Source organism: Pontibacterium granulatum (assembly GCF_029961155.1).
GTDB classification, from domain to species: Bacteria; Pseudomonadota; Gammaproteobacteria; order Pseudomonadales; family Balneatricaceae; genus Pontibacterium; species Pontibacterium granulatum.
In genome coordinates, this window is sequence record NZ_JASBRH010000010.1 from 122,104 (window position 1) to 139,705 (window position 17,602).

The following is a 17,602-nucleotide window of genomic DNA, read 5'->3' on the forward strand; positions in this document are numbered from 1 at the left end:
ACAGCAATGAAATCGAAGGTTGAAGTTATACAAGGTGATATTACTCAGCTTGAGGTAGACGCGATTGTCAATGCGGCCAACAGTAGCCTGCTGGGTGGTGGCGGTGTTGATGGTGCGATCCATCACGCTGCGGGGCCTGAACTATTGGCAGAGTGTCGAACCCTGGGCGGTTGCGACACCGGTGACGCCAAGATTACGCGTGGCTATAACCTACCTGCCAAGTCCGTGATTCATACAGTAGGGCCGGTCTGGCGAGGTGGTGGCGTGGGGGAGGCGGATAAGCTGCGTAGCTGTTACAAGCGCTGTCTCGAACTGGCGGAAGAGCGGGGGATGAGATCCATTGCGTTTCCGGCGATCAGTTGTGGCGTCTACGGCTACCCATTGGAACAGGCGGTTGAGATCGCAGTCGGTACAGTGATTGTTGGCCTGTATGATTGTCAGTCCATAGAACGGGTGGTGTTCTGCTGTTTCAGTAAAGAGATGGAGCTGCTGTATCAACGGCAGCTCGCAGAAGAGTAATCAGCTCACTTTTCTGATCGGAACCCAATATTCCAGCACCGAGTCAGGGTGGTCGAATGCAAAACGTTCGTCATACAGCTCAAGCTCAGGCCCGCCCGTATGACAGTACTCGCTGTTCGGTAGCCAGTCACGGAAGATCGCTGTGAGCGTGTCTCCGATTGTATGGATTGGGCCTTTATGGATAAAACAGGCGTAGGTTTGTTCTGGAACGTCCAGGCGTTGCAACCCTTCGTACGCTTTGGCCTGGTCATCCTCAAATGAAGCCCAATAGGTCATGTTCTCCAGGTCGTCGTTGGCGGTGCTGCAATCTACAACACCCCAGCAGACAGCCGGTGCCTGTCCCAGCTCTCCAATCTTGCGCTGAAACTCCATCCAAAGTGCCGGTAACCGTTCCATGTTGTTGGGTTGTGGTGATCCTGGTGCATTGAAAGTGGTTGTTAGCCCCCATAGGGTTTTCCCAGGGTAGACTTTAATTTCCGGTTCCATATCACTCTCTCCATTTAAATAACTGTTCAGGCTTGGGTCCAGCTTGGGGAATATATCCTTTGGCGTGCGGCGTGTCCGATATTGCCCAGGGGTAAGACCGAAGCACAGAGTAAACGCCCGGCTGAAGCTTTGCTGATTTTCAAAACCATAGTTCAGCGCGATCTCCAGAATGGAACATGGCCTGGCGATGAGTGCCATAGCTGCGTTGCTCAGTCGGCGTTTGCGGTAGTAGGCTGAAATACTGTAGCCAAATCTGGCCTGGAAGGTGCGTTGCAGTTGCCAGCGTGACCATCCCACTGCGTTGGCGAGCTCTTCAACGCTCAGTGGCTCGGCAAGATTGTTTTCAATCAGCTCCACAGTATTGAGCAGCCGTTGGTTTGCGACCATGGAGTATCCCTTCAGGTGTGTTGTTTGGCCTGATCCATTATGCCTCCGGAAGGTGGGATTGTTTTGTCCGTTTGGGGCATTTTTTCACTCGATGCGGAAACTAAAAAGGGCCGCGTATGCGACCCTTATATACTTTGTGTGGAGCGAAAAGCTTAGCCTTCGATCTGGATGGAACGTGGCTTCATCGCTTCAGGAATTTCACGGACCAGATCTACGTGCAGCAGACCATTTTCCATGTGAGCTTTGGTGACCTTGACGTGGTCTGCCAGCTGGAATCGGCGCTCAAAGTTTCGCGCCGCGATACCTTGATACAGGTACTGGTGCTGCTGTTTGTCAGCTTGTTTGGTACCCGCGATCAGCAAGGTGGAATTTTCGCTCTGGATGACCAGCTCGTCGATATTAAAGCCGGCAACAGCCATAGTGATGCGGTATGCATTCTCGCCCAGAAGTTCGATGTTGTATGGCGGATAACTAGGCTGGTTGTCGTTGCGGCTGGCGTTGTCCAGCATGGAGGCCAGGCGATCGAAACCGATTGCGGAGCGGTACAGTGGAGACAGGTCAAAATCACGCATGTTCATATCCTCATTGAGCAATATGTATATTTAAATCAGTGAATTCCTGACGCTCGTTAATCGTCCTTAAGACGAAAATATGAGCCGATCAGGCGCGGGCCTCGTCTTCGAGCACCCGCTAATCACTTATCTATGGGCGTGAAATGCCTTTTCAAGAGGGCGGGGGGTTATTTTTCCTCTTGGTCAAAGCGACTTACATCGTTGGTGATCGATACTTCGGTCTGTGCAGCCGGAATACGGAAGTCGTAAACACGCTCCCAGCCTTCGCTTTCTGGTGTGCGTTCCCAAACAGTACCGGCGTTGTACTCAACCAGGTCTGTAAGGGATGGATCGATCTTGACCATCTTTTCGAGATCAACCGGTATCAGGTTGGTAACTTCATCGTCCAGGTACTCAGGCGTCTCATATCCGGTAAACATACGCCAGCCGGTGTCGTTGAGGTGTTCCGGAACGGTTTTGTACATGAAGCGTACGGGCAGCTTCTCTTCGAACACCATCTTGGAGACAAGGGCGAGGAAGCCGTTCTTGGTCTGGTTGGTTTCGGAGTTCGGAGTGGCTGGCTTGTCGATATCAGGTGATCTCATAACATCTCTTCATGACGGGAATAAACAACGACAATATTGTAATACGTGCAGCGACACAGGGGAATGCGGCGAATTACCTTGAAAAGACACCCGAAACATATAGTTGGTGCCCTCTAGTTGATTGTAATGAGAATTGTTCGCATGTAGTATTCGTCGTAGCTCTAAAATGTATGAATAAATGTTTGCGAGGATGGAAATGGGGAGCTTTCAGGAGATACCAGCAGGATGGGCTGAGACAGCGCTTACCCGATCAAATGTTTCGCTTGCAGAGTTAGTATCTGTTACGCACTACGGTGCTGAATACCAGCCGATCGTCAGCTTGCAGGATCAGCAGATCTGGGGGTACGAAGCGCTGGCTCGGTTTTATGACGCTAACGGCTGCATGGTATCGCCGGTGACGGTATTTCAGGTATTGCATGATCATCCACCGCTGCTCGGCCGTACCGAGCTGCAGCTGAAGTGGCTACAGATCGCGGCCGCGCCGTTGGGAAAACGTCTGTTTATCAACCTTGATCCTCATGCTCTGACGCTGGACGTGCGAACTCCCATGCTGGAGTTGTTAACACCGGACCACGCGCTGGTGGTGGAGCTAATCGAGAATATGGATCTGCAGGATTCGTATGCCTGCCAGGAGCTTCTGAAAAGCCTCGAGGACAAGGGTATTCAGAGTGCATTGGATGATATTGGTGCCAGACAATCGATGCTTTCGCTGGACCTGATGGTCTCGGTGGATTTCATGAAGTTTGATCGTCGCTGGATTGAGCTGTTGGACCAACCCAAGTATGAGAGTTTATTCCGTCATCTGATTGAGTTTGCTCGCGGGCAGGGGCAGCAAACGATTCTGGAAGGTGTTGAGACTGAAATGCAATTAGTGCGACTGATGGATTACCCAATCGACTATGTGCAGGGGTTCTTGTACAAACCGCACTTCCTCAGATCACCGATTAGTGAGTTGGCGGATTTGTGGGATTAAGAAAGCGCGTTTAGAACAGACTAAATAGGCAGCCTTACGCTGCCTATTTAGTTGGAACTCTGTTTGTCAGAGAAGGATTAAACCTTGAAGCGGGAGGTCATGGTCTGCAGATTGCCAGCTAGGTTAGACAGGGAGGAGGAGGCGTTCTGGGTGGCCCGGCTGCCCTCCACCACGGTATCGCCCAATGACTTGAATTGCTGCACTTTGTTACGTACTTCAACGACGTCACTACGGGCGTCGTTTGCCAGCATGGCCGCTTCGTCACACTCGCTACTCAGGCTGCGGATAGTTTCCTGGATAGCAGAGAGGCTTTCCACGGTGGATTGAGCCAGCTGTACCGAGTTACGGGCCTTCTCCTGGTTGGATTCCATAGTGTTCATGGATGCGGTGATGGAGGAGACAATCGCTTCCAGCATGGAGTTGATCTCAACGGTGGACTGGTGGGTGCGGGTTGCCAGGGTACGTACTTCGTCAGCAACTACGGCAAAGCCACGACCGGATTCACCGGCGCGGGCCGCTTCAATCGCTGCGTTCAGGGCTAGCAGGTTTGTCTGGTCGGCAATATCTGCGATGGTGCTTACTACGCTGGATACCTGATCGCCGGCGTCACGCAGTTCCATCAGCATGCTGGCGGTGGTTTCGATATCACCGGCCAGTATTTCGATACTGGCGGAGGTGCGTTCCACTTCACTGGCACCGGATTGTACTTCGTTTGCGCCTTTGCGCGCGGATTCTGATGCCAGGGCAGAGCGTTCGGCGCCGTGTTCAATCTGGGATTCCAGCTGAGTCATCACGTCCATCAGGTTATCGATCTGCTGGTTCAGATGATTGATCGCTTCGTCGGAGCTGGAGGCGGTGCTGGTCAGGGAGGTGACCGAATCGCTTATGCCGCGGGTGGCGTTGGAGACTTCCGCCATGCCGTTGCGAAATGGCTCAAGTAGCTCGTTGATGCTGTTGGAGGCACGGCCCACTTCGTCACCTGAACGCTGTGGCAGCTGAATGGTCAGGTCCTTTTCGCGGGACACGTTCATCAGGCCGGTTGCCAGCTCAGCAATCGGATTGGATACCTGGCTGCGGGCAAAGATGTAAGCGAGCAGGGCAACGATTACAATTGCCGAAACCAGCATCAGGATCAGCGTAATGGTGTCGGACATATCGTCGATGATCCGCATGGAGCTGGCGCTGGCGGCATCGCTCACCTGGGTATTGATCTGGGAAAGCTGCTCCAGAGCCATGCCGGCATTTGCGGAGAGGGTGCCGAGCAGAGTACGGGCACGGTCCCAGTCAACGGAGCTGGCAGCCATTACGCCGCGTAGTTGATCCAGGGACTGGTCTACGCTGGACAGGCTGCGCTGCAGGGAAGACAGGTCAACACCGCCACTGGCATTAAGGTCTTCGATTGCCTGACTGCGGGACTGGTTGGTGTTGTCGCGGCGCTCATCAAAGGTACTGACATCAATGGTCGTCCCGTACAGAGAATAGGCTGCGATCTCCAGTTTACCAAGGGTTGCGCTCACCCGTTCCAGTTGGCTGAGTTGTGGCAGTGTGCGGTCGACGAACGTTGTGACTTCGTTCTGTACAGAGCGCGTGGTATTGGTTAGTGCGAATGCGGCGATCGCAGTGATCACAAGCACAGCGGCATATCCTGAAAAGACCTTGGTACTGATCGATCCGAAAATCTTCGCCATCTCTAGCTTCCTTTATTACTATGCAGTTGCACGTGTTCTGAAGACAGTCCCGAATAGATTTAGCGGCCTCTGGAATGTAAACCTGAGAAGGCCTACAAAAAATCGCAGCAGGGCTGCAGCTGGATCAGATCGTTCAATCGAGTAATTCAGCGATATCGGAACTGGCAATAACCAACTGTAATCTATAGATTTTGTAGAGTACCAGCTAATTCTTAACTTACCGAGAGATATAACCTATGGATTTGCCCGCTCACAGCTTCAATCCCGATGGTATCGAGGGCTATCACGCCCACGTGTATTACCAAGGTGAGGAGCAACGGGCGCTGGCTGCAGAGATCCGGGAGTCAATTGCGGCGCGGTTTGACGTGGAGTTAGGACGCTGGCGGGATAAGCCTGTGGGGCCTCATCCGCAGCCGATGTATCAGGTTGCTTTCGACAAAACTCTGTTGCCCGAGTTGCTGCCATGGCTGATGGCCGTGCGTGGTGCCCTGTCGATTCTGGTTCACTGCACCACCGGGAAAAACGATCTGCTGGATCATACGGCTGGTGCTATCTGGTTGGGATCTCAGCTGGAACTCAATACTGCGATCTTTGGTGATTCCGCCTGATCGCCCTACACGAAAGAGGTGCACGATGAACCCGCAGGAAGAGATCAGTAGCCAGTGTCCGTATTGTGGCGAACCGATCACGTTACTGATCGATTGTAGCGAACCGCAACAAACCTATATCGAGGATTGCGAGGTGTGCTGCCGACCGATGACTGTATCGGTCCAATTGGCGCCGAACGGCTGGCCGAGGGTACAGGTTTACCACGAAAACGAGTAACTCATCAGGTGGTGGCAAAAGTGATATGCTTGCCGCCACTCACTTAAGCTCAGGTACCACCATGGGTCGATCCCAATACGCTTCCTCCGTTGTCATGCCCTGTAACAATCCATCGCAATACGAAACCGTATTGGATTTTCTGATCGCGCGATTTCCCCGCATTGATGCCGACATTTGGCGCCAGAGAATGCTAGATGGCCATGTGCACTGGGAAAGTGGCGACCCGATCAGCGAAACAACACCGTTTACAGCCAACGTGCGGGTTTTTTATTACCGTGAGGTGCCCGAGGAACCGGAGATTCCATTTAATGAGCTGATTATCCATCAGGATGAGGAACTGCTGGTGGCCTGCAAGCCCCATTTCCTGCCTGTTACGCCAGCCGGTATCTATGTGCAGCAATGTCTCCTTAATCGCCTGCGTGAGAAGACTGGTATCGATGAACTGACGCCGATACATCGTATCGATCGTGATACGGCAGGACTGGTTATGTTCTCAGTGAACCCGCAAACCCGTGGTGCTTACCAGCGAATGTTTGCAGAGGGCACAGTGAAGAAAACCTACCAGGCGGTAGCTGCCTGTGGTGATGCGGCGATTAGTGGTAAGTACTGGTTGATAGAAAATCGTATGGAGACGGCGGAACAGTGGTTTCGAATGACAATTACTCAAGGAGAGATCAACGCCCGATCCACGGTAAGGTGTCTTGACGTGAAAAACGGTCGTGCACTTTTTGAGTTGAGCCCGTTAACCGGGAAAACCCATCAGCTGCGGGTCCACATGAACAGTATCGGTTTGCCACTCGAGAATGACCGGCTCTATCCTGAAGCACTTCCGAAAGAGGCGGATGACTTCGGAAAACCTCTGCAACTGCTTGCCAGGGAAGTGGAGTTTGTTGATCCGATCACCGGGGTGCAGCGGCAGTTTCAAACCACCCGTGGCTTAAATTGGTCTGGTTAACCCGGCTACGATGGCCTGCCTTCCTACATTTTTTCGTCCTGATTGCCGATATTTTCTAAATGGTTCTTTCGCACTGTTGGCAAGCAAGGTGACAGGTAGTATTTTGATTTAGAGCGTTTTAGCCACACTGTTGTTAAGGTGGTAATCGATGAAATTTTGTACCTTGAAGTGGGTATTGGCTTTTCTCCTGGCGTCACAGCTGGCATACGGCAACGACAAGGTAGTCTTACAGTTAAAATGGGAACATGAATTTCAGTTCGCCGGATACTACGCGGCGTTGTGGCAAGGTTATTATGAAGAAGCCGGACTCGATGTAGAGATCCGACCCGCTACGGCACCTGGTGGGCAGTTGAAGTCAGCTGCAACTGAACTGGTGTCTGGTAATGCAGATTTCGCTATTGGTGCGCTCAATTTTCTTGTCCATCGAGACAGAGGGGTACCCCTGGTGGCACTGGTGCCGATATTCCAGCGCAGTCCCCATTCAATTTTTACGTTACCTGGCACGCAGCTAAACGGTATTGATGACCTCTCAAAACTGACCATCGCCACCCCAAAAGACGACTTTACCCGCGCTGAAGTTCAGGCACTCTTCAACTCCCGCAAAATAGACGTTTCGTCAGCGCGGTTTGTCGATCAGCCGCCAACAATCGCCACTATGCAGTCGGGTTCTGCCGATGCGATTGCCACCTACAGCATCTCCGCACAATATGCCGCCAAAGAGCAGGGGATCGTGCTGAATGAGCTGTCACCTTCCGAGTTCGGTCTCGACTTTTATGGCGATACGCTTTTTACCCACCAGCGGGTTATCGACGACGATCCTGACAAAGTGCGCCGTTTCGTAGAAGCCAGTATTAAAGGGTGGCAGTACGCACTGAGTCACAAACAGGAGATCGCTCGCCATATCTCCCAGACCCTACCGAGACACCTGTTCTCCTATAACGATCAGTTGGGCTATAACCTGGCCTTTGCCGATGTGATCGATACCTACATGGCATACCCTTTTACCGAGATCGGTCACAACAACCGGTTACGCTGGCAGCGGATGATCTCTAATCTGCGTGCTACTGGCATGATCCAGAATGAGATGGATGTTGATGATCTGGTGTATGACGTTGAGGGAGAAAGCCAAGAGAATAGCGCTCAGATACTGGTGTTTATCGGTCTGGCACTGCTGCTGATCTTTTCATTCTATTACGGGCGTCGTCTCAAGTACGTCTGGGTGGTTTATGGTTTGGCTCTGGTGATGATCTATCTGGCGGAGCAGAGCATTGAACGACAACTGCAACACGATCACTTTAAGGACCGTCAAGTGGACGTACTGCAGCAGTTAAATGCCGTTGCGGCACAGATGTCAGGCATTGTGAACCGAAATCTGGCGTATGTGGACGGCATGTCTGCACATATTGCCGTGAATCCGGATATCGATCAGGCACAGTTTACCCGCTACAGCGAAGCTATTTTCCGCCAACAGCCGCTGTTGATGAATCTGGGGGCAGCCCCTGGTCTTGTTGTCAAAATGTTGTACCCGCTCAAAGGCAACGAAGCTGCGCTGGGGTTGGACTATCGACAGAAAAAAGATCAGTTGGGTGTGGTGCTGCGTGTACGTGATAGCGGTCGACTGGCTGTAGCCGGGCCGGTGATGCGCGTACAGGGAGGACTCGCATTTATCGCCCGTGCAGGTGTGCGCGCGATAAATGAATATGGCCAGGAGTATTTTTGGGGCATATTGTCTGCGCCATTTTTGGCGGAAGACCTTTATCGAGCGGCGGGCTTGTATAAGCCGGACCTCTCTATTGATGTTGCTATACGTGGTCGAGACGGTTTGGGGCGCAATGGCGAAATCTTTTTTGGAAAAAGTGAGTTGTTTGACGATCCTCGGGCGCAGAAAACCACTATCCGCATCGGCGACGGTACCTGGCAACTTGCCGCCCAGCCAAAGGAGGGGTGGGACTATAGTCGCAGTGGCGTAGCTATGTTGCGTGGGTTCTCACTCATGTTGGCGTTCCTATTATTCCTGTTCCTGCTGTGGCAGCGGCGCCAGATAGACTCTCAAAGTGCCTATGAGCGAAAGATCCGCAACAACGAAGGTTTGTTGCGCGAGATGAGTAAGGTGGCGTTGATCAATGGCTGGCGTATCCCGGCAGGGCAAGCCCAGGTTTATTGGAGTAGCCACGCGACCACGATTCTTGGCATCGCTGATCAGGGCAACGGTGTGAGCATCGAGTCAATTCTGCGGTTATTTGATCATGATCAGGAAAATAAACTTCGGTTGGCACTGCTAGATGCCATCGAGCAGGGGCGCTCGTTTGACCTGGAGTTAAGCCTCGAGCCAGAGAATGGTGAGCGACGCTGGATTCGCTGGATTGGTAATGCCGCCCGGCAGGACAGTGGTGAGTACGAAGTTACCGGTGCGGTGCAGGATATTACCGAGCGTAAGAAGTTCAGCGAAGTGGTGGAGCGTCAGGCAAATTACGATCTGTTAACAGGTCTGCCTAACCGCAGCTACTTCTACGAAAACCTACGCTGGTCGGTGGCCGCCGCACAGCGTACGAAGAGCCATCTGGCCGTCTTGTTTATCGATCTGGATAAGTTTAAGCCGGTGAACGATAACTATGGCCATGTGGCTGGTGACAAAGTGTTGCAGGCTGTCGCGCAACGCATTCGCAGCAGCTTGCGCGAGTCTGACTTTGTCGCCCGTATCAGTGGTGATGAGTTTACCGTGCTGCTGCGCCAGATCGATAACGAATACGTACCGATTGATGTGGCCGAGAAGTTGCTCACGGAAATCAGAAAACCGTATGCCGTATTGGATCGTCAGATCTACTGTGGCGCGAGCATCGGTATCTCTGTATTTCCTGAAGATTCAACCGTAGCGGATGAGCTGATCTCCAAGGCGGATTACGCAATGTATGAGGTGAAGCGCAGTGGCCGTAATGGTTGTAAATACTTCACCCATTCGATGCAGGAGCGCTCCGAAAGCCGGCACCGCCTGTTCTCTCGCTTACAACGAGCAATCAGTGAGCAGCAGCTTTACGTCGTCTATCAGCCGGTGATCGATCTTAGGACTGATGAGATTGCGAAATGTGAGGCGTTGGTGCGCTGGCGCGATGATGGCGGTTGTGAGATCCCGCCGTCGGAATTTATTGCGCTTGCCGAAGAGACCAGCCTCGTGAATGAGATAGACCGCTATGTATTGGCGGAGGCCGGGACGTATATCGAACGTTTGGAACGAGAAACCGGACAGCGTATATCCTTGTCGGTAAATGTATCGCCAAGGGTATTTGCCTCTACGGAGGCGGCGCTGCAGAGCTGGCTGGAACTGGCGATGGATGTTGCTTCCCGGGTGGATCTAACGGTCGAGATTACCGAACGTATGCTGATCGAAGGGCCGGAAAAGGCACTGTGCGTGTTGAACAAGCTTAAAGCCAGCGGAGTAACGATTGCGATTGATGATTTTGGTGTGGGGTACTCATCCCTGAGTTACCTCACTACGCTGCCGATAGACTTTATCAAGATTGATCGCAGTTTCGTTCAGCGTGTCGATGAAACGGAGTCAGCCCGAATGCTGGTGGATACCATTATCAGCCTGGCGAAGAACCTTGATCTTCAGTTGATCGGTGAAGGTGTCGAAAACCAGGACAGCCTTGAAATGCTGCGCAGTAAAGGCTGTGATTTCGCCCAAGGCTATCTGCTTGGTAAACCCATGCGCGGCGAGATGCTGGCAGAGCGTCTGCGGGTTGAAGAGGTTACAGATCAGTCGCCTGCATAGTTTGTGACCTGTGTTACGGGATTCTGTCCGGTCACTGCGTTACTATGCGAGAAGAGAATAAGAACAACGCGAGCACGGGAGGTGCGTATGAATCGCGTAACCAGGCCGTTTCATCCGTCCGATCTGCAAGCGATGGTGAATGAGTTAGCGCCGTTGTTTGGCGACCGTATTCACCTTTCGCAGGCGGTTCGTAACCAACATGGGCAGGGAGAGGACAGCTATGGCTGTATGGCGCCCGATGTTGTGATCTATCCATTCTGTACGGAGGAGGTCGCCCAGATACTGGAGATGTGCCACCGCTTTAGCATCCCTGTGATCCCATACGGTACCGGTACCTCGGTAGAGGGGCACCTGTTGGCCCTGCAAGGGGGCGTCTGCATCGACCTCTCCGAGATGGACCAGATCATCGAGATCAACCCGCAGGATATGGATTGTCGGGTACAGGCGGGTGTTACGCGGGAAGAGCTCAACAAGGCTCTGCGCTATGACGGGTTGTTCTTTCCCATTGATCCCGGCGCAAATGCCAGTATCGGTGGCATGGCCTCTACCCGTGCTTCGGGTACCAATGCGGTGCGCTACGGGACCATGCGTGAAGCAGTCATGGGACTGACGGTTGTTACGCCGTCTGGCGAAATTATCCGCACCGGTACCCGGGCCCGCAAAAGTGCGGCAGGGTATGATCTGACGCGTATGTATGTAGGTGCAGAAGGCACCTTGGGCATTATCACAGAGGTGCAGTTACGGTTGCATCCTATCCCTGAGCAGATCCGGTCTGCAGTATGCACCTTCGAATCACTGCAAGGCGCGGTCCATACCGTGATCGACGCAATGCAGGCTGCCATTCCCATTGCCCGCATCGAACTACTTAACAGCCTACAGATGAAAGCCTGTATTCGCTATTCCAAGCTGACCGGCTTTGACGAAGCGCCAACGCTATTTCTGGAGTTTCACGGCTCCCCTGAGGGCGTGAAAGAGCAGGTAGGCCTGTTTGAGGAGATTGCGGATGGCCATGGCGGCCAGCAGTTCAGGTGGGCGGAGACCACTGAAGAGCGCAGTGTCTTGTGGGAAGCACGACATAAAGCATATTTTGCCGCACAGGCATTGAAGCCCCGTGCTAAAGCAATCACAACGGATGTGTGTGTACCTATATCCCGACTGGCTGACTGTATTCTGGCAGCCGAAAAAGCGGCGTTGGAAACTGGTTTGCCTTGCCCGATTGTGGGACATGTGGGGGACGGGAATTTTCACCTACTTATTGTTTTTGATCCAGAAAATCGGGATGAACTTCACGCGGCGCGGGATTTGTCTGCTACAGTTGTTGAGCTGGCTCTCACGATGGGCGGAACCTGTACGGGTGAGCATGGGATAGGGAGTGGTAAAAAAGCGTATCTGCGTGCCGAGCAGGGCAACGCACTCGAGGTCATGGCGACGCTGAAGCGCGCGCTTGATCCTAAGAACATTATGAATCCGGGTAAAGTGCTGGATATTTAGTATTTCGTAGCAGCACAAGGTTACCCAGGTAGGAGTTGTACGGGTAAAACAGAACCAGGACTCTGTATCCGTTTTTGCTGGAGAAAGTCTATGGATGAATTGCAACCATCTGATCTGAATATCCTGTTGGTCGAGCCTTCAAATGCACAGAGTAAGGTTATCGAACACGAGCTCGCCAGCGAGGGTATACACAATATCGATTTTGTTACCTGCATGCGCGATGCGCTGGAACGAATTGATACTATTCGTCCCGATTTAGTGATCTCCTGTTATCACTATGAAGATGGTACCGGTTTGGATCTACTCAGGGAGATCAGGGGGCAGGAAGAGTTGGAGGACCTGCCGTTTATGCTGGTGACCAGCGAAAGCCGTCGTGATCGTCTGGAGGAGTTTAAGCAATCCGGTGTGGTGGCGATCTTGCCCAAGCCATTTTCCCACGAGCATTTACGCCGAGCGATCAATGCCACACTGGACCTGTTAACCACCCAAGACCTGGAGCTGGATCTGTTTGATCCGGAATCTTTACGGGTACTGGTAGTGGATGACAGCCGTCTGGCACGTAAAGTGGTAACGAAAGTTCTGACAAACCTGGGTATTGAAAATCTGACCGAGGCCGCTGACGGGTCCGAGGCGATAGAGATCCTGAAAGACCGCTCGTTTGATCTGGTGGTGACCGATTACAACATGCCAGAGGTTAACGGGGTTGAGCTGACCGAGCATATCCGTGCGTCAGAAGTGCATGGGCATGTGCCGGTATTGATGGTTACATCGGAAGCGAATCAGACCCACCTGGCGAATGTTGCCCAGTCTGGTGTGAATGCGATGATGGATAAACCGTTTGAGCCAGAAGGGGTTAGGCGTCTGCTAGCGACGATACTGAACGGCTGATTTTTTCTTAAGGCAGAACATATAATAAGCCTGTTAGTTCATTGAATTAACAGGCTTTATTGTTTCTTAAGCCGGTTCGCCCGCGTAGTGCTGCTTGTTCAGGTAGCAGTATGCTGTGGTGAAAGCGGGTTCCTGAAACTTCTTCAGGCCGGTATCACGGAAGTCGATCACCAGTGGGTTACGTTTCAGCTGCTCTTTGATTTCGGTAGAGGAGATCAGCTCTACTTTCAGGCCTTCGATCAGCTGAATCGCTGCTTCCATCTTGAAGCCAACCGCGCTGCCGGCAAACTTACCTTTGTGGGGGCGCTGGCGAATCACGGCGGTGTTCACACCATAATCTTCCATCAGCTTACGAAATGCGAACTGGAAACCCTGCATCTGCTCCTGGTCGTCGGCGTTGCTCAGCGCGAACTTGCGCTGGCGGCAATCCGGAATATCAAAAAGACCGTCGGATAGGGTCAGTAGGGTGATAATAGCTTCGCTGCCGGTAAGCTCGACGCCACAAACTTTCATATGAGTGTTCTACCTGAGAGTTAATTAGATCGCGGCATTATAGCGAACTCAGTAGAGCTTGCCGAACTGATCGAGGTAAGTGAGGTACAAACGCAGGTCAAATTCCAGCTGGTGGTAGTCCGGCTCCATATGCTCGCACAGTTTGTAGAACGCTTTGTTATGGTCTTTCTCCCGAAGGTGGGCCAGCTCATGGACCACAATCATCCGCAGGAACGGTTCTGGTGCCTGTTTAAAGACAGAATCGATACGAATCTCGTTCTTGGATTTCAGCTTGTTGCCCTGAACACGTGCAATCTGGGTGTGTAAGCCCAGGGCGTCGCGAGTAACGCTGATTTTATCGTCGTATATTACTTTGCTGATGGGGGCCGATTTGCGCATGTAGTCGCTTTTCAGCGCCATAGCATACTCATACAGCGCCTTGTCGGTACGTATCTGGTGAATGTCCGGATAGCGGCGTTTGAGCATGGGGCCTAGCTTTTCCTGGCGGATCAGCTCCTGTACCTGTTGCTTCAGGTGCGCCGGGTATGCGGAGAGGTATTTCAGTTGAGACATAGATGGTATCTGGTTGTTTAGCGGAGATTAGCCGATCTCGACGATTTCATAGAGATGCTGGCCGATATGAACTGCATCGCCCACGTATTTCTGCACCAGCTCGGCGCCCAGTGGTGCAGCCGGCGACACCACCGTGATCAGTTCGTCGTCCAGCGTTACTTCGACGCCACCGGCATCAGGACCGAGGAAGAGGTGACGGCGGTTGCCGTGCTCATCCTCGACAATAACTTGGGCGCCCAGGGTGATCGGATCGTCTTCGCCAAACTCTTTTTCAGTAAGCTGGTGGAAACGCGTAATCGCTTCTTGTAACTCTGCCACACGGCGGGATTGACCCTCGGCCAGATAGGACGCTTCCAGACCCAACGTGTCGTATTGGGTTTCTGGTACGCTCTGTTCGTGTGTCGCAGCCTGATGCGCTTCGTTTGCAGCGTCTTGAGTTTGCTGCAACGTTTGTTGTAGCTGCTCAAGGATGGCGGCGATCACTTGTGCTGTTTTGGTCATAAGTTATAAATCAGTGACTGAGTTATTCGGTCTCGGCGCGTTCGTGCACCTGGTCAACTACGAGGTTGTCGACGCTACGTAGGGTACGTGCCATTTCGCGTGCCAGGTTCATCATCAACAGGCCAAAGTCTTCTGGTGCCTGTTCATGCAGCTGGTGGAGCAGACTGTTACTCACCTCAAGCACAATGCTGTCTTCGTGGGCAACGGCACTGCCCACCCGATTATGCAGGGCGATCATGCTCATAAAGCCGATTTGTTCACCCACCTGATAGTTGCGGATATGGGCGTACTTGCCGTCGTGGCATTTGAAGTATGCCAGTGAACCCTGCAGGATTACGAAGAAGGCATCACCGCGCTCGTCGGGTTCGAACAATACGTCCCCTTTATCCAGTGCGTAGGCGCGGCCTTGGTGAAACAACCAGCTTATCGTGTCGTCTGAGAGCGCACCAAAGGTTGATGCGTCTCGGAAATAGTCAATGCTAAAGCGCTCGAGCACCTCGGGGCCTTGTAAAATCTGCATGACTCTACCCCTTTATCCAGATACAGCTTCTACCCCGTAAGACAACGGATTTCCGTATATTTTCAATAAATTATTTGGGCTCAGTCGAGGGTAATGATGCTGTTAAAAGCGACAATAACCCGATCTTGCTGGCCAAAATAGGGCAGAGCCGAGTGTTTCAGATAGGACGGGAAGATGACCATCTGGCCTTCGGTCGGTTGGAAGTCCCAGAAGCCGTTACTATTGATATAAGCGGTGCCGGCATCCAGGTACTGGTCGGCGCAGAACCGTGGATCGTAGAAACGGTTGCTACCGTTACGGTTGACGATTTCACATTCGCCTGCGTCCACGTAGTAGATACCACACCAGGAACAGTTCGGGTGAGAGTGGGCATCGTGGTAACCGCCATTCTGGGTGATGTGGTACCAGGACTCGGTGACCTGGGCTTTACCCACGGCACCATATGGCCAGAAATCCTGGTTCACGGCGGTGGCCACGGTGCCCAGCATCTCTTCGACAAATTCACGCAGGTTGCGCACTGCCGGGATTGGTTGGGCAAGGAAATCCAGTTTGCTCTCGTAGAGACCGTGTTTGGCGTCGATCGCTACTTCGCTCTCAACGGCCATGGTCTGTTGTTCCTGATTGGCGTAGATAGCGTCGAGCAGGTCGGACTTGATGGCCTCGTGATCGGGATAGTTCAGGGCGAACATCTGGGTTTGCCACAGATTAATATCTTCGATCATTACATCAATTTCGGACATGTGTTCCTCAGCTATCTCTGTACGTTAAAAACAGCACAGATCATAAGCCAATCCAGCGATCAGGTCACTAACTGTGCCAGGCGTCGGTAACTGTCCAGTCGGGTTTCGTAATCGTAGGTGACGGTGATCAAACCCAGTTCGTTGGTGCGGTATCGATCTGCCAGTGCATTGAGTTGTTCGTGGCACTGCTCGACGGTGCCGTGGACGACGGATGCAAGCGTCTGATCGAAATATGCCTGGTCGGACGGGCTGAGCTGTTTCTTCAGCTCCAGCGCTTCTGCCGGGCTGTTGAGAGGTTCACGGATGCCGTGGCGAAACGCCATCACTTTCCAGTAAACCTGAGAGGAGGCGATCAGTTCTGCTTCTTCATGGGTGTCTGCACACACGGCAGAAATAGCAATCATGGTGTTTGGCGTACCTGCGTGCCCCGCCTGATGCCAGGCCGCTTCATACTCGTCGATGATGCTGACTGGGCGGTCTTCTGGGCCGATAAACAGCGCCAGTGCCATATTCATGCCTACATGTCCCGCCAATGCGGCACTGCCTCCACTCGAACCCAGCATCCACATCTCTGGCGTTGGTGAATCATCGGGCATGACCCGCAGTTCGTGGTACGGATGCTCGGCAGGGATCGATTTCTCCAGAAAGGCTTTCAGCATCATCGCCTGCTGGGCGTAGTTGTCTTCGTGGGACGGTGTATTCGGAAACGCCAGCGCGTGGCTCGCCAGACCATCACCACCCGGTGCGCGGCCAATACCCAGATCGATACGCCCAGGAAACAGGGTCTCCAGCAACCGGAACTGTTCTGCCACTTTGTAAGGGCTGTAGTGGGGCAACATCACGCCTCCACTGCCTACCCGGATCTGTTTGGTGATGCTGGCAATATGACTGATCAGAATTTCCGGTGCGGGCCCAGCAAAATTACCGCTGTTGTGGTGCTCGGCGACCCAGTAACGGCTGTAACCCCATGCGTCACATGCTGTGGCCAGCTCTGCCGATAGGGCGACCGGGCTCAGGGTGTGAGCTTTACCGGGTACTGGAGACTGATCGACAACGGTAAGTTTGAGCGACATGGTGACAACCTATGGATTTATATACGTGGTTAGAGATTGAATGAAAATCAATCGGTTAAGTATATGTTGTAGAAAAAACGTGAACTATAACCAGATATGCAATTTAGCCTTTCATATCTGGAAACAGTCCTGAACGTTGGAAACCGTTCTCAGCCTTTTAAACATCTCTGAAACTTAGATGCGGTTCGAACTGATCGATGTCATTTTGCTGTTTTCGAATGTATGGTCTGATACCTGTTCTTTTCTCCCTTGTAGCAATAGACCAAAGAGCCGACGTGAAACCCGATACCCAGACCGCAATGCGCAACCTCATAGCTGAGGTCCGAGACGTAATGCCGTTTGAGATGCCCGTTGACCAGATGTGCAGTGGTATCTGTAACGGATGCGCGAAAAAGCTGCTTGATTTCCTCGATATTCAGTTGGAGGAGTGGGAATGGCGACTTGATCAGGGCGAGGTGCCCGCACTGGGGGATCTGGATAAACTTGGCAAAACCTGTCGCAAGATCTACCGGGTGCTGGAGAAAAATGGCCTGGTGGGTGAAACCGACACACAAGCCGCCTGAGAT

At 52.6% G+C, this 17,602-nt stretch carries 19 protein-coding genes; 9 read left to right on the forward strand and 10 right to left on the reverse strand.

Going from position 1 to position 17,602, the window contains the following annotated elements; genetic code table 11:
• Positions 1-6: 6 nt before the first annotated feature.
• Complete coding sequence (locus QKW35_RS11580) at positions 7-519, forward strand: O-acetyl-ADP-ribose deacetylase (RefSeq protein ID WP_282353264.1); 513 nt, start codon at positions 7-9, stop codon at positions 517-519.
• On the opposite strand, the gene QKW35_RS11585 is transcribed toward QKW35_RS11580, so the two are convergent.
• The 3 genes from QKW35_RS11585 to QKW35_RS11595 all read right to left on the reverse strand — a co-directional run bounded on the left by QKW35_RS11585 (position 520) and on the right by QKW35_RS11595 (position 2,548).
• On the reverse strand, positions 520-1,392 hold the full coding sequence (locus tag QKW35_RS11585) for an AraC family transcriptional regulator (protein WP_282353265.1): 873 nt from the start codon (positions 1,390-1,392) through the stop codon (positions 520-522).
• A gap of 152 nt (positions 1,393-1,544) precedes the next feature.
• Complete coding sequence (locus QKW35_RS11590; RefSeq protein WP_282353266.1) at positions 1,545-1,964, reverse strand: Hsp20 family protein; 420 nt, start codon at positions 1,962-1,964, stop codon at positions 1,545-1,547.
• Between the two features lie 167 nt (positions 1,965-2,131).
• The gene (locus tag QKW35_RS11595) at positions 2,132-2,548 is read right to left on the reverse strand and encodes an immunity protein Imm33 domain-containing protein (protein ID WP_282353268.1); all 417 of its coding nucleotides are present in this window, start codon (positions 2,546-2,548) and stop codon (positions 2,132-2,134) included.
• A 196-nt stretch (positions 2,549-2,744) separates the two neighbouring features.
• On the opposite strand from QKW35_RS11595, the gene QKW35_RS11600 reads away from it, so the two are divergent.
• Positions 2,745-3,521, forward strand: coding sequence for an EAL domain-containing protein (locus QKW35_RS11600; protein WP_282353269.1), 777 nt, complete (start codon positions 2,745-2,747; stop codon positions 3,519-3,521).
• A gap of 77 nt (positions 3,522-3,598) precedes the next feature.
• Here QKW35_RS11600 and QKW35_RS11605 read toward each other — a convergent pair whose 3' ends face one another.
• Positions 3,599-5,209 (reverse strand): methyl-accepting chemotaxis protein, encoded by a 1,611-nt coding sequence (locus QKW35_RS11605; protein WP_282353271.1) that lies wholly within the window; start codon positions 5,207-5,209, stop codon positions 3,599-3,601.
• Between the two features lie 236 nt (positions 5,210-5,445).
• On the opposite strand from QKW35_RS11605, the gene QKW35_RS11610 reads away from it, so the two are divergent.
• The 6 genes from QKW35_RS11610 to QKW35_RS11635 all read left to right on the forward strand — a co-directional run bounded on the left by QKW35_RS11610 (position 5,446) and on the right by QKW35_RS11635 (position 13,137).
• Positions 5,446-5,817: a DOPA 4,5-dioxygenase family protein gene (locus QKW35_RS11610; protein WP_282353273.1), complete on the forward strand. Its 372-nt coding sequence runs from the start codon at positions 5,446-5,448 to the stop codon at positions 5,815-5,817.
• 25 nt (positions 5,818-5,842) lie between these two features.
• Entirely contained in the window at positions 5,843-6,034 is a 192-nt protein-coding gene (locus QKW35_RS11615) for a CPXCG motif-containing cysteine-rich protein (RefSeq protein ID WP_282353274.1), read from the forward strand.
• A 61-nt stretch (positions 6,035-6,095) separates the two neighbouring features.
• Positions 6,096-6,989, forward strand: a complete 894-nt coding sequence (locus QKW35_RS11620) for a pseudouridine synthase (protein WP_282353276.1) — start codon at positions 6,096-6,098, stop codon at positions 6,987-6,989.
• A 148-nt stretch (positions 6,990-7,137) separates the two neighbouring features.
• Positions 7,138-10,758 (forward strand): EAL domain-containing protein, encoded by a 3,621-nt coding sequence (locus QKW35_RS11625; RefSeq protein ID WP_282353277.1) that lies wholly within the window; start codon positions 7,138-7,140, stop codon positions 10,756-10,758.
• An 87-nt stretch (positions 10,759-10,845) separates the two neighbouring features.
• A complete protein-coding gene (locus tag QKW35_RS11630; protein WP_282353278.1) occupies positions 10,846-12,249 on the forward strand; it encodes an FAD-binding oxidoreductase in 1,404 nt (467 codons plus the stop codon).
• A 90-nt stretch (positions 12,250-12,339) separates the two neighbouring features.
• The gene (locus tag QKW35_RS11635) at positions 12,340-13,137 is read left to right on the forward strand and encodes a response regulator (RefSeq protein WP_282353279.1); all 798 of its coding nucleotides are present in this window, start codon (positions 12,340-12,342) and stop codon (positions 13,135-13,137) included.
• A gap of 66 nt (positions 13,138-13,203) precedes the next feature.
• On the opposite strand, the gene QKW35_RS11640 is transcribed toward QKW35_RS11635, so the two are convergent.
• The 6 genes from QKW35_RS11640 to QKW35_RS11665 all read right to left on the reverse strand — a co-directional run bounded on the left by QKW35_RS11640 (position 13,204) and on the right by QKW35_RS11665 (position 17,036).
• Entirely contained in the window at positions 13,204-13,650 is a 447-nt protein-coding gene (locus QKW35_RS11640; protein WP_282353280.1) for a DUF3010 family protein, read from the reverse strand.
• A gap of 48 nt (positions 13,651-13,698) precedes the next feature.
• Entirely contained in the window at positions 13,699-14,202 is a 504-nt protein-coding gene (locus QKW35_RS11645) for a M48 metallopeptidase family protein (protein WP_282353281.1), read from the reverse strand.
• Positions 14,203-14,229: 27 nt separating this feature from the next.
• Entirely contained in the window at positions 14,230-14,703 is a 474-nt protein-coding gene (locus QKW35_RS11650) for a transcription elongation factor GreAB (protein ID WP_282353282.1), read from the reverse strand.
• Between the two features lie 22 nt (positions 14,704-14,725).
• Positions 14,726-15,223: a Crp/Fnr family transcriptional regulator gene (locus QKW35_RS11655; protein ID WP_282353283.1), complete on the reverse strand. Its 498-nt coding sequence runs from the start codon at positions 15,221-15,223 to the stop codon at positions 14,726-14,728.
• Between the two features lie 80 nt (positions 15,224-15,303).
• Complete coding sequence (locus QKW35_RS11660; RefSeq protein ID WP_282353284.1) at positions 15,304-15,963, reverse strand: TIGR02466 family protein; 660 nt, start codon at positions 15,961-15,963, stop codon at positions 15,304-15,306.
• A 59-nt stretch (positions 15,964-16,022) separates the two neighbouring features.
• On the reverse strand, positions 16,023-17,036 hold the full coding sequence (locus tag QKW35_RS11665; protein ID WP_282353285.1) for an LLM class flavin-dependent oxidoreductase: 1,014 nt from the start codon (positions 17,034-17,036) through the stop codon (positions 16,023-16,025).
• 275 nt (positions 17,037-17,311) lie between these two features.
• Here QKW35_RS11665 and QKW35_RS11670 point away from each other — a divergent pair, with 275 nt between their 5' ends.
• Positions 17,312-17,599, forward strand: coding sequence for a hypothetical protein (locus QKW35_RS11670; RefSeq protein WP_282353286.1), 288 nt, complete (start codon positions 17,312-17,314; stop codon positions 17,597-17,599).
• Positions 17,600-17,602: the final 3 nt, after the last annotated feature.

What these genes read in the sequence shown, in the direction of transcription:
- QKW35_RS11655 (WP_282353283.1), bottom strand. Translation starts at nt 15,223, where the DNA reads ATGCAGATTTTACAAGGCCCCGAGGTGCTCGAGCGCTTTAGCATTGAC.
- QKW35_RS11590 (WP_282353266.1), bottom strand. Translation starts at nt 1,964, where the DNA reads ATGCGTGATTTTGACCTGTCTCCACTGTACCGCTCCGCAATCGGTTTC.
- QKW35_RS11585 (WP_282353265.1), bottom strand. Translation starts at nt 1,392, where the DNA reads ATGGTCGCAAACCAACGGCTGCTCAATACTGTGGAGCTGATTGAAAAC.
- QKW35_RS11650 (WP_282353282.1), bottom strand. Translation starts at nt 14,703, where the DNA reads ATGACCAAAACAGCACAAGTGATCGCCGCCATCCTTGAGCAGCTACAA.
- QKW35_RS11605 (WP_282353271.1), bottom strand. Translation starts at nt 5,209, where the DNA reads ATGGCGAAGATTTTCGGATCGATCAGTACCAAGGTCTTTTCAGGATAT.
- QKW35_RS11610 (WP_282353273.1), top strand. Translation starts at nt 5,446, where the DNA reads ATGGATTTGCCCGCTCACAGCTTCAATCCCGATGGTATCGAGGGCTAT.
- QKW35_RS11635 (WP_282353279.1), top strand. Translation starts at nt 12,340, where the DNA reads ATGGATGAATTGCAACCATCTGATCTGAATATCCTGTTGGTCGAGCCT.
- QKW35_RS11630 (WP_282353278.1), top strand. Translation starts at nt 10,846, where the DNA reads ATGAATCGCGTAACCAGGCCGTTTCATCCGTCCGATCTGCAAGCGATG.
- QKW35_RS11580 (WP_282353264.1), top strand. Translation starts at nt 7, where the DNA reads ATGAAATCGAAGGTTGAAGTTATACAAGGTGATATTACTCAGCTTGAG.
- QKW35_RS11595 (WP_282353268.1), bottom strand. Translation starts at nt 2,548, where the DNA reads ATGAGATCACCTGATATCGACAAGCCAGCCACTCCGAACTCCGAAACC.
- QKW35_RS11665 (WP_282353285.1), bottom strand. Translation starts at nt 17,036, where the DNA reads ATGTCGCTCAAACTTACCGTTGTCGATCAGTCTCCAGTACCCGGTAAA.
- QKW35_RS11615 (WP_282353274.1), top strand. Translation starts at nt 5,843, where the DNA reads ATGAACCCGCAGGAAGAGATCAGTAGCCAGTGTCCGTATTGTGGCGAA.
- QKW35_RS11620 (WP_282353276.1), top strand. Translation starts at nt 6,096, where the DNA reads ATGGGTCGATCCCAATACGCTTCCTCCGTTGTCATGCCCTGTAACAAT.
- QKW35_RS11660 (WP_282353284.1), bottom strand. Translation starts at nt 15,963, where the DNA reads ATGTCCGAAATTGATGTAATGATCGAAGATATTAATCTGTGGCAAACC.
- QKW35_RS11625 (WP_282353277.1), top strand. Translation starts at nt 7,138, where the DNA reads ATGAAATTTTGTACCTTGAAGTGGGTATTGGCTTTTCTCCTGGCGTCA.
- QKW35_RS11600 (WP_282353269.1), top strand. Translation starts at nt 2,745, where the DNA reads ATGGGGAGCTTTCAGGAGATACCAGCAGGATGGGCTGAGACAGCGCTT.
- QKW35_RS11645 (WP_282353281.1), bottom strand. Translation starts at nt 14,202, where the DNA reads ATGTCTCAACTGAAATACCTCTCCGCATACCCGGCGCACCTGAAGCAA.
- QKW35_RS11640 (WP_282353280.1), bottom strand. Translation starts at nt 13,650, where the DNA reads ATGAAAGTTTGTGGCGTCGAGCTTACCGGCAGCGAAGCTATTATCACC.